Annotated in this window: 15 protein-coding genes; 13 read left to right on the forward strand and 2 right to left on the reverse strand. The window is 33.5% G+C overall.

Going from position 1 to position 12,434, the window contains the following annotated elements; translation table 11 throughout:
• The first annotated feature begins 375 nt into the window (after nt 1–375).
• From H4J57_RS18190 to H4J57_RS18245, 12 genes are all read left to right on the forward strand, one after another.
• A complete protein-coding gene (locus H4J57_RS18190; protein WP_182243820.1) occupies nt 376–813 on the forward strand; it encodes a hypothetical protein in 438 nt (145 codons plus the stop codon).
• Between the two features lie 24 nt (nt 814–837).
• Nucleotides 838–1,140 (forward strand): hypothetical protein, encoded by a 303-nt coding sequence (locus H4J57_RS18195; protein ID WP_182243821.1) that lies wholly within the window; start codon nt 838–840, stop codon nt 1,138–1,140.
• Nucleotides 1,141–1,290: 150 nt separating this feature from the next.
• Nucleotides 1,291–2,490 (forward strand): serine hydrolase, encoded by a 1,200-nt coding sequence (locus H4J57_RS18200; RefSeq protein ID WP_182243822.1) that lies wholly within the window; start codon nt 1,291–1,293, stop codon nt 2,488–2,490.
• A gap of 114 nt (nt 2,491–2,604) precedes the next feature.
• Entirely contained in the window at nt 2,605–2,880 is a 276-nt protein-coding gene (locus H4J57_RS18205) for a hypothetical protein (RefSeq protein ID WP_070374206.1), read from the forward strand.
• A 107-nt stretch (nt 2,881–2,987) separates the two neighbouring features.
• Nucleotides 2,988–3,320: a hypothetical protein gene (locus H4J57_RS18210; protein WP_070374205.1), complete on the forward strand. Its 333-nt coding sequence runs from the start codon at nt 2,988–2,990 to the stop codon at nt 3,318–3,320.
• 49 nt (nt 3,321–3,369) lie between these two features.
• Nucleotides 3,370–3,927 carry a GNAT family N-acetyltransferase gene (locus H4J57_RS18215; protein WP_182243823.1) on the forward strand — a complete coding sequence of 186 codons (558 nt, stop codon included), beginning with the start codon at nt 3,370–3,372 and terminating at the stop codon, nt 3,925–3,927.
• A 102-nt stretch (nt 3,928–4,029) separates the two neighbouring features.
• Entirely contained in the window at nt 4,030–4,893 is an 864-nt protein-coding gene (locus H4J57_RS18220; RefSeq protein WP_182243824.1) for a TIR domain-containing protein, read from the forward strand.
• Between the two features lie 476 nt (nt 4,894–5,369).
• Nucleotides 5,370–6,077, forward strand: a complete 708-nt coding sequence (locus H4J57_RS18225) for an SDR family oxidoreductase (protein WP_182243825.1) — start codon at nt 5,370–5,372, stop codon at nt 6,075–6,077.
• 103 nt (nt 6,078–6,180) lie between these two features.
• The gene (locus H4J57_RS18230) at nt 6,181–6,465 is read left to right on the forward strand and encodes a hypothetical protein (RefSeq protein ID WP_182217809.1); all 285 of its coding nucleotides are present in this window, start codon (nt 6,181–6,183) and stop codon (nt 6,463–6,465) included.
• Nucleotides 6,466–6,654: 189 nt separating this feature from the next.
• On the forward strand, nt 6,655–7,134 hold the full coding sequence (locus H4J57_RS18235) for a hypothetical protein (protein WP_182217811.1): 480 nt from the start codon (nt 6,655–6,657) through the stop codon (nt 7,132–7,134).
• A 338-nt stretch (nt 7,135–7,472) separates the two neighbouring features.
• Nucleotides 7,473–8,219 (forward strand): CPBP family intramembrane glutamic endopeptidase, encoded by a 747-nt coding sequence (locus tag H4J57_RS18240; RefSeq protein WP_182217812.1) that lies wholly within the window; start codon nt 7,473–7,475, stop codon nt 8,217–8,219.
• 552 nt (nt 8,220–8,771) lie between these two features.
• Nucleotides 8,772–9,002, forward strand: a complete 231-nt coding sequence (locus tag H4J57_RS18245; RefSeq protein ID WP_070374193.1) for a glutaredoxin family protein — start codon at nt 8,772–8,774, stop codon at nt 9,000–9,002.
• A gap of 385 nt (nt 9,003–9,387) precedes the next feature.
• Here the strand turns inward: H4J57_RS18245 and H4J57_RS18250 are convergent, their stop codons facing one another.
• Nucleotides 9,388–10,614, reverse strand: coding sequence for a DEAD/DEAH box helicase (locus tag H4J57_RS18250; protein WP_182243826.1), 1,227 nt, complete (start codon nt 10,612–10,614; stop codon nt 9,388–9,390).
• Nucleotides 10,615–11,250: 636 nt separating this feature from the next.
• Here H4J57_RS18250 and H4J57_RS20175 point away from each other — a divergent pair.
• A complete protein-coding gene (locus tag H4J57_RS20175; protein WP_259366891.1) occupies nt 11,251–11,382 on the forward strand; it encodes a hypothetical protein in 132 nt (43 codons plus the stop codon).
• A gap of 165 nt (nt 11,383–11,547) precedes the next feature.
• Here H4J57_RS20175 and H4J57_RS18255 read toward each other — a convergent pair whose 3' ends face one another.
• Complete coding sequence (locus H4J57_RS18255) at nt 11,548–12,318, reverse strand: ABC transporter substrate-binding protein (RefSeq protein ID WP_182243827.1); 771 nt, start codon at nt 12,316–12,318, stop codon at nt 11,548–11,550.
• Nucleotides 12,319–12,434: the final 116 nt, after the last annotated feature.

Raw genomic sequence — 12,434 nt, forward strand, 5'->3', positions numbered from 1 at the left:
TAGGTTTAGTCAAATAACTTTGCTGCTGCATTCATCAACAGCTAAAAATCACATCGCCTTTATTAATTGGAAAACAGATCGTTAATTACCCTATGTAAATGAACAGGCATCAGCCTTGATAATATTTCGACAATAAGACTAAGTAAGAAAAATAATTTTTAAGCTAGTAACTTTGTACACTTTCAACAGAGAACGCGTGATAAAACAGTCATCATTTAAAGTTTAGTTAAAATAATGTTAATAAAGGCTTGATGCAATTGAAGGTTATGAGTATTTTATGTTTTCATTATAATCATAGACGGTTAATTATCTGGAGAGAAGGAGGTTTTTGCTCGTCTAATAAGCTGTTTTATTATTACCAAGTTTGGAGTATTAATGAAAAAAATTACATGGACGAATGTTTTAACCATTGCTGGTGCAGTCGGTGGGGCAATAATTGGAAATTGGGCAGTAAGTGGTTTATTTAGTGGTGATGCAGGTGAAGATAAAACTAAATTTCTCATGAATACAGCTAGCGAAATAAATAAGAATCTACCAATGAATGTAGATTCAGAAACAGTTTTAATAGCTACTATTGGTGCAAAAGAAACGTTTACATATAACTATCAATTGCCAAATTATGAAAAAGACAATTTAGATTTAAAAAAATTTGTCGAAACTATGACACCTAAGGTGACGAACTTTGTTTGTTCAACAAAAGAAATGCAAGCATTTAGAGATTTAAATATTTTCATTTCATATAATTACTATGATACTAATCATAAACAGATCACCGAAATAAAGGTCGATACTAAGCAGTGTCAAAAAATATAACGCCCCATTAAACAAGGATGAACAATGGCATTTAAATTTACGTTAGTTTTACTTTTAGTCTTGGGGATTTCTGGTTGCTCTTCTCTGGGTGCAGAAGAGGTTGGTTGCAATTTTACTTCTGGTTCTACTTATAGTGAACACGATAAAGAAAGCTCTTGGAGCTCTAATTTTATTAGCGATATTTTTGTTGGCTTGTTTAACGTAACCGTGCAAGGTGCCCATAGAAATATCTCCCCCGAGACTTATAATTCGTGTGCTAAGCCAGATGTAGCTACCTGTATAGATCCTGAAGGCAATATAAAAAAAGAGTGCACGTTAACGAAATAGTTAAAGTTAGCTGGCACTTGCTTATAACAGGCCATTCAAGCATGACTTTTAACCGTTGGTTACTTGCTTCTGTGCGTCGCCTATTTTAGTCCGCTTTAGGCTGCGTTAGCTTACAATATAAAACTTGGCATTGATAAAAATAGATTTTAAATGAAAATACCTTTGTTAATCTTTACTCTTTTAAACACGATTACATTCACCGTAGATGCTAACGTTAGTGATGATTTTAGTGAGTTAAACTCTCAAACTCCTGGTTGTGCTGTTGGTGTGGTGAAGAAAGGTGAATTAGTTTATGAGCGCTATTTTGGGCAGGCAAACTTACGCTATCAAGTTCCAATAGATAAGAAAACCGTTTTTAACTTGGGGTCTATTACTAAACATTTTACTGCTGTTTTAGCGTTACAATTAGAGGTGAAGGGCCAACTATCGTTAAATGATTCATTGAAGAAATATTATCCCCAAGGCCCCCGTTGGTTTGAAAATATCAAGTTACATCATTTAATTAATCACCAAAGTGGTCTGCCGGACTATTTAAATGATGAAAAAACTAGGGAGGAACTTGTAAAAAGGGTATCTACCATACCCCATGTACTTGAAGATCTAGTTGTAGGGAAGCCGATTGCACGTGATGTTACTCTAATGCACGTTCTTGATACTATGATGGCGTTATCTGCACCATCATTCAAACCGGGCGAAAATTCAAGTTACAGTAATACGGGTTATTTGTTTTTGGCTGATATACTTGAAAAAGCTAGTGGAATACCTTTTAGTGACTTAGCTAAAAAACAACTATTTAAACCACTTGGAATGTCTTCAACTGAACTTGTGAGTTTACAGACTATTGAAATTCCTTGGAGTGCTACGGGGTATAGTGCTGTAAATTCGCCTACATACAAATATCGACGTAATTCATCAAATCTAATTACCCAGGGCGATGGCGGAATTTTATCAACGCTCCCTGATTTTGCCAAATGGATAAGTCATTTAATGTCCCCTATTGATGACAAATTATTTTGGAGTACATTTTTGCATCCGATGAAGCCTGTTTCCAACATTGGAGGACTCTCCAGTTTCCAGAATACTGACGACAGTAAAGGTCATTTTATCAGTCAAATAGTATCTTCTTTAAAGATCGTTTCTAAAATTGGAGGAGTACCATATAATAACGGACTGTTCATTAGGAAGGTTAAAGGTGAGACAGTATATTCTCATAGAGGTTTATCAATTGACTCAATGGGGAGTTATTTTTGGCTTTCACCTAGTCATAATATTGGGTATATTCAACTTTGTAACTTCAGCTTCGATAAACGGCCATCTGTAAACGAAATATTGCATACCTATGCCGATTAGCAAGCAACAACAAATTAAACAAGGACAAAAAGCCGCTGGTTTTTACTCCTTGGTCGCTATTTTAACTAACCATTATTCCCCCCTTAAATGGGCGTTATATTACAAGGTATTTCTATGCTCTTTTTGATTATTAAACTATTGATGTTAGCTCTTTCATATAAATTATACTTGATGAAAAAGGAACCTTATTTTTCAGCATTATTGTTTAGTATTCCCTTAGCTATTGTTGGTTTAATTATGGGGCATACATTTATGGGGGTTTTTGTTGGCAGTGCCATTTTATTTGCCTTAGCTTTCGTTTGCTTCGTACTTATGTCTAAGTTACCAACAGGGATGCCCGAGTACAGTGTATTAGCTGTAACGGCAATTATTGTTGCATTTGTTATATAGCAAAGGTATTCAAGCAGGTTTTTAACCCTTGGCTAGCTTACGTTTAGCTTCACATTTTAGTTAACTAAACTTTACCCTTAATTGGGCATTTTTTTACGGAGATTTATGTGAAAAGTTTACTTAAAAGTATTCAATATGGAATGTTAGATTTTATTGAGGGAGAAAATCAACCTGATTACACATCTGATAATGTTACTGATTGCATTACATTACTCTTAGAGTTCATGTCGTCAATGGGATCAGAAATTCAAACTGTTGATAGTACTAAAAATCATATTAAATATTTAATCTTATCTTTGAACGAATTAAACGATGACTGTGGTCAATGTTTAATAGAAACTGACCAACGTGAAGATATTTGTGATTTCATTCAAAAAGTAACAACTAAAGCCAATGTAGAATTTGAAGGTGATGTTACAGAAGAATGGCGAGAGTGGTAAAAATAGTAAGCGACTCAAGTAGAATACTATAGTTCATGGAGGATTTAGGTTGTTATTTCCAGTATTAGAAACTAATCGTTTAAGGTTAGATAAATTAACTACAGAAGATTCAAATAGCTTATTTGATTTGTTCTCAGACAATTCAGTTGTCAAATATTATGATCTGGACGCATTTACTGAACGTTCACAAGCGAGTAATTTAATAGAATTCTTTAACGCTCGCTTTACAGAAAACTCTGGTATTCGTTGGGCTATACGCTTAAAAGAAACACATCAATTAATAGGGACTTGCGGGTTTAATACTTGGAGTCCTAAAATGAAAAATGCTGTGATAGGTTACGATTTGCTGCCTAAGTTCTGGGGCAGTGGTTACACAACAGAAGCTGTGCATAGAATTGTTAAATCAGCATTTTGTGGTGAGTTACCATGCGGAGCATTGAATCGCATTCAAGGTGATACGGTTCCCGGGAATCTAGCCTCAGAGTCTCTTTTACTCAACGTAGGCTTTAAAGAAGAGGGGGTTCGCCGTCAAAGTGGATATTGGAAGAATCAGTTTCACGACCTTAAATGTTTTGGCTTAATAAAGTCAGAGTATGGTGAAACATAAGCTATTAAATAACCGTTGGCTATTTGCTTCTTCGGTGCTTACTTTAGTCAACAATTATGCGCCAGTTAATCGGGCGTTATATGCAGTGCAAGGATCCGAGTAGTGAAGCTGTTAAAAAATAAAATCAATAAACTAGCAGAAATGAGTGAAGCGTTTAATTGGAAAAACTGTAGTAAAAAGCATGATCCTCTTAATCTGACTTTAGGGGAGCCTTTACCTACGTGGGATACATGGGTAAATGATATAGAAAATATTTTGAAACAAACAGTTAAGCCAAATTCAGAACCTTTTGTTTATTTTAAAGCTGCAAATAATTCAAAGGTAACAGGTAATAGTGAAGACAAATTTGAGTTTGCAAAAGACAATTATATTAAAACATTAAATGCATTAATTTCGTTAATAGATGAAGGCGATATATTTAATGAATTATTAGTTTCAGGGCCACCAAAAAAAACCAATAAACCCAAAGGTTCGACCGAAAAAACAAATGTAACTAACTCCCTAGTACCAAGTAATAATAAAGTACTTATTGTTCATGGGCATGACAATGCTTTAAAAATTGAATTAGCGCTATTTCTTACACAAATCGGAATTCAGCCAATTTTTTTGCACAGAGAAGTGGATGCTGAGCAAAGTCTCATTGAAAAACTCGAGGCCAACAGTGATGTATCTTATGCATTCATATTACTTACCCCTGATGAAGTTTCGTATACGATTGATCAATCTAGTGTTATAGATGCTGAGAGAAAAAAAGTCATTAGAGCCAAACCTAATGTCATTTTTGAGTTTGGTTATTTGGTCGCTAAGCTTGGGATAAAAAATGTATGTGTTCTTCATAAAGGCGATGTGGATATACCTGCTGATTTAAGCGGTTTTATATATAAAAAAGTTGATCATAATATCGATGATATTGGGCTATTTTTAATTAATGAAATTAAAGCAGCTGGTTTTAAGCCTGAATTATAATAGCGTCTATGCAGTTACTTAAACTGCCACAAAACATTTGCTTCTCTTGTTCCTGTTATTATAAATAGCTATTTTTACAAGCTTAATAAAGTGCTTTATGACAAAAAACCATGATTATAGATTACAGTAGAGAGCCAACGACCCAGTGCAATAAATGTGGTTTGAGATATAAAATATCTTATTCTATTTGCCCCCATTGTGTCGGTAAAAACAAGGGACAAATTATTCGTGATATTCACATGACACACTCAAAGCAAGCGGAAAAACGTTCGAGTACAGGTAGGCAGTTTTTTTATTTGGCAATTATTCTAGCTTGTTTTTTAATTGTGTTATTTTAGTTTGCTGTTAATCAAACTATAAGCCATTAAAGAGAGACCAAAAACAGTTTTCTGTTGCGCTCTCATATTTGGAAAATATCTACCATTTTAGTAAACCATTTTTGCCTCTAAATGGGGTGTCATATTTAAAGGTTCAACATGAGTGATTTAATTGTATTAATAACGGGTGCTAATAGAGGCATTGGTTTCGAATTAACAAAACAATATCTTATAAATGGGTGGACAGTAATTGCTACCTGTAGAAATGAAAAGGCATCGGTTGACTTAATAACATTGAAGGATAAGTTCTCTGAAAAATTACTCATTGAATTAATGGATATCACCTGTCCAGAAAATATTGAGAGGTTAGCAAATAAACTCGGTGAAGAAAGTATCAAAATAGATTTAATCATAAATAATGCTGGTTATTTAGATCAAGAAAATAAAAGTATTCATGACATTAATTATGCAAATGCTGAAATGAGTTTTAAAGTGAATTCGCTTGGCCCATTGTATTTAACTCATTGTTTTTTATCTTTGATGAAGAAAAATCGTCTATGTAAAATAGCTATAATTTCTTCTGTTATGGGATCCCTAACACGAGAAAGAAGTGTAGATTGGTATGGTTACCGAATGTCTAAGGCAGCAGCCAACATGCTAGCCGTGAATTTATCCAATGAACTTGTTAATGACAATGTCGCTGTGGTGGCTGTTCATCCTGGTTGGGTTCAAACAGATATGGGCGGTTCTTCTGCAAGAGAAAATGTTAAAGATTCGGCTCTTGGAATTATGAAAGTGATTCTAAATTTATCTATTGATACCACTGGGAAATTTTATGATTTTAAGGGAGAGGAATTACCGTTTTAAAAAGCTATTAAACGATTAAAGTAGAATAAATAAAAGTTGGTTGTTTCCAATGGCTAATTATTTTAACTAACAATTTTAACGAATTAGTAAAATTTTGGATGTGATGAAGTATCTAATTGTTATATACAACAGCGCTAGTTTTGTAGCTTCATTGTGGTGTCTTTCGGCAATAACGCCATTATTGCTTTTAGTGGGTAATGATATTTCTTGGATGTCGATAGTTGCCGTTGGTTTGATTATTCTTTATGGCTCTTCAATATCCTTATTTAGAAAAGAAAAAATAGCTCAAGGCTGTTGGTGTAAATCTGATGCTTTTGCATATGTTGTTGTTCCAATATGTCTATTTACCTATGTTACTTATATGATGCTATCTAGTGTAAACGCCTAAGTTACTCAACATTTAAAGAGTGGCTGACCTTGTATTTAACTTACTATTTTATTCAACCATCTTTAACTTTTGATGAGGTGTTATATTGGAGATGAGCATTGGATATATCATTGAATTTATGATTTATTACTCAATTTTAAACCTAAACAGTGTTATCAAATAGAGTTAACTTTAAAAGGATTTATTAAAGTGCCACATACCTTCGAATCAAAAAATGTAAAAGCAAAGTTATCAATCTCCTTAAATAAACTCGTGTTATTGACTTTTCTAGTGGTGATTGCCTATTTTGGCTATGAAAAATATGCTTTACATAACGCTGAGCAAACACAAGCATCCGTTTTTATTTTAACTCCTCAAGTCAATGATATTTACTTTTTAGACATGAGGTTGATTAATAATAAATTGAATCCTAAGCATAAATATAGATTAGCTAAAGTGGTAAGTGTTAGCGGCAGTAATGTGGCTATTGTTTATGGAAGGGTTTTCTATCAATGGCAGAATGCAGTGGTAAATAGCATTAAGTATGATGATTTAAATAATAATAATTATTTTGAGCTAATACCCGATTACATTCCTTTTAGTTTAATTAAAGAAATGAGGGCTAATGAGGCTATTTATCTCGTTAAACGACCTATTCGAAATAAACTTTATGGCAAATTTGTTAATTAAGATATTTAATGAATCTGCCTAGTCGGTTTTAGCTCATTACTGCCGTTGTTATTTCACATGCTAACATTCACTAAAAGTACAAATAAGGCTTTCTCTTACTATAAATCAGCATACAAATCGGCTTCCCTAATAATATCGCTGACTTTTGCAAATATAATGGTGGGAGCTTCTAAGGTCTCCACTTAAATGACAGGATCTTACTGCCTGTTTTATTGGACCTAATAGATATACAGGTTAATTTTACCAGTAAGTAGGGTTCGACAATTACGTTTTAATATTATGCATTGAGATTAATTTCTCAATCGTTTTGTTTTTTTCAATTGGATTTTAATATATTTATGAGTATATCAAAGGTTAATAACGCATCAGCGGCATTAAATAAGATGATGTTATCGGTATTGTCAATGTTATCGATATTACTGTTAGCTCTAGCACTACCGATATTTTCAACCTTTATTGTGTTTATATCAGGTCTTGGCTCAATATTTTTAGATGATGTACATACTATTGAACAGCTGAGCACGAATCTAGGCTTTAATTTTACAACATCAATAGTTTCGGTACTTTTAATGCTACCCCTTCTTCAGTATTATCTTTCCGCAAAAAATAAAGAAAATATAGTTAACCGATTAGCTTTAAGATCTATAACGTTAACACGACTAATAATGACCTTATTAGCCGTGTTAACCTTCTCATTATTTGAATATTTTATATTTCGTATGGGCATTTTTGAAACGCCAAGCTTTATGCTCGACTTTTTAGAATCAATAGATACAGGTCTTGAAATTACATTACTTATTTTAACGGTTGGAATCGTAGGTCCTTTTTTTGAAGAAATTATTTTTAGGGGGATCGCCTTCTACAAGTTAGAACAAATCTCCCTAAATCCAACGTTCATTATTGTCATTACCAGTTTAGCGTTTACCTTGATACATTCTCAATATGAACAAACAGAGGTATTTATTTTACTCTTCTTATCTTCATGCTTATTAGGATTGATTAGATATGTAAGTGGGAATTTATGGTATTGCATATTTGGTCACATGGTCATGAATATTATAGTGGTAGCAGAAAATTTTTTATAAAAGACTAAAACAACTTCCTCTTCCTATAACCATAAAGCGTTTTTAAGCTATTTTATAATGTCTGTTACCTTTAAGGGTAATGTCATTAGGGGCAGGGTAGCTCTTTCAACAAAATGTTAGTAATAACACCTAAGCATCAACGGCAATTTTTAACGAGCTGACCACCTAAAATCAATTGATACTATCAAAGGTAGCATTAATTATGTAAGGGTGAATGACAGCTATGGTCGCTTAGTTGTCTGTCAGGATAAAGGTAGATCTACATATTCTGAATGCTGCAAACCGTCCAAAAAATTAATGATGTTCACGTTTAGAAAGTGGATAAAACCAAAAGTTATAAAAGTTTAATTGATAAAATTTTGCTGATGGTAGCTCTAAGCAGAAACGATTAAATCAAAGCCCAAACAACTAGTTGATATATTTTTATTACCTTGGTTTAGCAAAGTAGCTTAATTTTCTTTGTATAAAATTGAAAGTTCCGTTAATTCATCTTTGTTTTTTCTGAGAGTTCAGTAAAATAGTGAATCTTTAACAATTCAGCAAAGGCTAGTGATGAAACGCGTTGTTTTATATATTTCAGATAAATGCCCCCATTCTCGTGAAGCTCAAAAATACTTGGATAATAATGGCATAAAATACAGATTAACCAATGCGAAAATGCAGCGCGGTAGAAAAGAACTTGACGCTATAGGAGCTAGCTCTTTACCTGCCCTTAAAATTGGTAATGAAGTCATGATTGGCTGGAATCTAAAAAACTTTAAAAAACTCTATGCCGAAGATTAACAAGCTCAATTATCTCATTAGATAATTGAGTAACCAACGAGCACAGAATACTTGATTACTCTATTTCGAATGGATAAAAAGATAGAGAAGTAGAGCATCATATAATCTGCCCCTGAGCATTATAATAATTAATGATCACTTATTGCGTATTACTGAGCAACGAATAGCACCCAATAGGTGTGGTTAGCCATTACCGCATGCGCACTAAAATTAATCGCTAAACATTACTTAATGTATGGTGCTCATTTGCACAGCAACTAGGTTAATGCTGATAATATTTTGCCCAGTGTACTTATCTTCACCGCAAAAAAAGCATTCTAAGGCATCGACAGTTGATATTTGTAGCCGAGCTAAAAATCTCTAGTTGGCTACTTTATAGCTATCCTTATTTTCTTTTTTTTCTTGTGCTATTCGTTCTGTTCGTTTTATTTGTTTTACTTACCTTTTTTTTGACTTCTTTAGGCAATTTTGAAAACTCTTTATGAAAAGGCTGCTCCGTAACAATAGGAATGACTTGTCCTATGCTATTTTCGATATTAATTAATTGCCTCATATCATTCTCTACAGCAAATGAAATGGCCATTCCACTTTTACCGGCGCGGGCAGTTCGCCCTATACGATGTATGTAATTTCTTGGATCTTCAGGAAGGTTATAGTTAATAACTAAAGTAATATTATTAACATCAATTCCGCGAGCAGCAACATCAGTGGCAACTAATACTCTTAGATTAGAATCTTTAAAGTTTTGTAGCGCTTCCTCTCTAACGGCTTGTGTTTTACTACTGTGAAGGCTAGCAGCTGTTATCGATGCTTTTTCTAATGCTTTAACAATGATGTCAGCGCCAAACTTTGTTTTACAAAAGATAAGCACTTTTTCAAATTCAGGTTTTTGTAATATATTAAAGAGTAAAGGTACTTTATTCGCTTTATCAAGATGGTATACGCTTTGATTAACCAAATCGATAGTGACCGTTTCAGCCGCTACTTGAATTTTTATTGGATCTGTTAATATTGCTTCTGCCAGTATTTCTATTTCAGCGGGCATAGTCGCTGAAAACAATAGTGTTTGTCGCTTCTTTGGCAGTTTAGATATAATGGTTTGAACATCTTTAAAAAACCCCATATCAAGCATAGTATCTGCTTCATCTAAGACAAATATTTCTAACGCCTTAAAATTTATATCACCCGTTTCAATTAAATCTAATAATCGTCCAGGGGTTGCCACTAAAATATCAAGTCCGAGCGCGATTGAGTCAACTTGAGCTTGCCTTCCGACACCACCATAAACAACCTTAGTTTTAAGTTCTAAACCTTCAGAGTAGTCATCAATGTTTTGCATTATTTGCGAGGCGAGCTCTCTCGTTGGCGTTAGTATTAGCGAACGCGTGCTCTTCGCTTGGATATCTATTTTATTTCGACCAAAATTATTGATAATAGGCAGTGAAAAAGCCGCCGTTTTTCCTGTTCCCGTTTGCGCTATACCAAGAAGATCATTCCCATTAATAAGAGCCGGAATACATTCTTTTTGGATCGGTGTAGGCTGTTTATAGCCCTTAAGAGTAACGCGATCAATAATTGACTCTAAAAGTGAAAATTCTTTAAATTCTGACATGCTGCCTCGGTGTCCTTTAATCAATAGCCGACTATTCTAACAGAATGCTTTAATATATTTAAGACGTATTAAAGGTGGCTTTTTCTGACGGATCCTCACAAAAGATCTTATTAAAATTATAATTAAGTAACTAAGTGCTCTGACCCCTTGATTTTTCTTTCACAGGGGGTACTTTACGGGATAGTTAATTTAAAAAGGATGCATTGACAGTAAGCCTTATAAAACAAAGTATATATAAATCGTATTTACCTTCGACCTTAGGCCGCTTTCGTATCTAAAGTGACTAAAATCCCCTTATTGTAATGGTCGGTTTCTCCAGCTTTGCAGTAATTAGGTATTAGTTGAGCCTTGGGGGAACTTCTAGCCATAAACGGTCATTGAGCTTTTAAGAAACCATGATCATATCCAGGGTAAGTTTAACTAAAATTTACAGTTCGTTTTTAGGGCTGGTTTAAGCGCAAGGCAACTGTGGATTTCGAATTTCAAATGTTAACTATTCGCCTAAATTTAGAATGATAAATCAAAGTTCGTCTTACAATAACAAGAGTTTACTACCAACGGATAAAACTCCGTTAGTATGTATATATTGAAGATCAACAAGTTGATTTTATTAAAAAGACGCTTGAGGGATAAAGTTTGTATGTGGGTAAAGCACCACCCGCTGCTCATATACATATTTTTGTTAGTAAGGAGTTATTTGATTTACGCCAGCAGTTACTCAATGAGCCCTTTGAAGAAGCAAGAGCACAACCTAAATTGGTTGTATAATGATTGATGAATCGTTTAAGATAATTTTTTGTTAAAAAGTCCAGGTGAATGCTAAGGGGAATTTAAGAAGGATCCCGTTCTAAATTTTTCAAATCCTGTGGGTTATGAAAAAACAGTCGATGACAATGTGACAGCGTTCCCATGCCAAAGTGATATTTATAAAGCTTAAAGACCATATTTAGCTAATATTTCCTTATATTGACCCTGTTCTTTGATCTTGACCAAACAGGCATCAAAATTATTTAAAAACTGTTCTTTATTTTCTATGTTTTTTGATGCTTTTGATACAGTAAGAAAATAATTCTTCACTTTGATATTGTAATCTAACACTCTAACTTTTGATTTGATATTCAGTACATTCGCACGCCAATAAAATGTTTCTTTGGAGTTAATCATAATGTCAAACCTAGGTTTTTCTGCGAGTAATTGTTTAAACATTGCGTCAACATTATACCCATCAAAAACTTGTTTCTTTAGACGTTTATCCTTAATTATTTGCATTATTTCAGGCGTGTGTGACAAACCTGACAGATGGCCAATAACATAAGGAGACAAGTCATTCAGTTCATTAATTTCAATGCTACTTTCTGCACTTACCACAAAACCATAATCACTGGTAAACATAGGCTCTTTACTATAAATAACAAAATCTTTGCGAAATTTATTGTAAGAATAAATACTAATGTCAATTTCACCTGATTGCATGTAAACGTGGGTTCTTTTAACAGGAAGTTTTATGAATTTTTGTTGGTATACTTTATTGTCTACACATTTTTCGAGAATGTCTTTTGCCACACCTTTAAGTGATTCCTCTTCGTTATTTAAGAAAAAGGGAGGCCAATCAATGTCATTTAATATTAAAGGCACTCTCATTGATGCGGAGACTTTAAAGCATGCCAGTAGTAAAAATAGTATGATTCTTTTTTTATAAATCATTAAGACAACATAAAAGACATTTGGTAAGTTTAAATATAGGATAAATATTACACGCTATCAAAAATTCTTATAGATTAATTTGTAGACTACGTAGTTAAGAACATATTTTTAAAAAT

The organism is Colwellia sp. BRX8-7 (assembly GCF_014077275.1).
Classification (GTDB): domain Bacteria; phylum Pseudomonadota; class Gammaproteobacteria; order Enterobacterales; family Alteromonadaceae; genus Colwellia_A.

Bases quoted from the DNA above. Each gene is read 5' to 3' on its own strand.
- H4J57_RS18190 (WP_182243820.1), top strand. From the start codon at position 376: ATGAAAAAAATTACATGGACGAATGTTTTAACCATTGCTGGTGCAGTC.
- H4J57_RS18195 (WP_182243821.1), top strand. From the start codon at position 838: ATGGCATTTAAATTTACGTTAGTTTTACTTTTAGTCTTGGGGATTTCT.
- H4J57_RS18200 (WP_182243822.1), top strand. From the start codon at position 1,291: ATGAAAATACCTTTGTTAATCTTTACTCTTTTAAACACGATTACATTC.
- H4J57_RS18205 (WP_070374206.1), top strand. From the start codon at position 2,605: ATGCTCTTTTTGATTATTAAACTATTGATGTTAGCTCTTTCATATAAA.
- H4J57_RS18225 (WP_182243825.1), top strand. From the start codon at position 5,370: ATGAGTGATTTAATTGTATTAATAACGGGTGCTAATAGAGGCATTGGT.
- H4J57_RS18230 (WP_182217809.1), top strand. From the start codon at position 6,181: ATGAAGTATCTAATTGTTATATACAACAGCGCTAGTTTTGTAGCTTCA.
- H4J57_RS18240 (WP_182217812.1), top strand. From the start codon at position 7,473: ATGAGTATATCAAAGGTTAATAACGCATCAGCGGCATTAAATAAGATG.
- H4J57_RS18245 (WP_070374193.1), top strand. From the start codon at position 8,772: ATGAAACGCGTTGTTTTATATATTTCAGATAAATGCCCCCATTCTCGT.
- H4J57_RS18250 (WP_182243826.1), bottom strand. From the start codon at position 10,614: ATGTCAGAATTTAAAGAATTTTCACTTTTAGAGTCAATTATTGATCGC.
- H4J57_RS18255 (WP_182243827.1), bottom strand. From the start codon at position 12,318: ATGATTTATAAAAAAAGAATCATACTATTTTTACTACTGGCATGCTTT.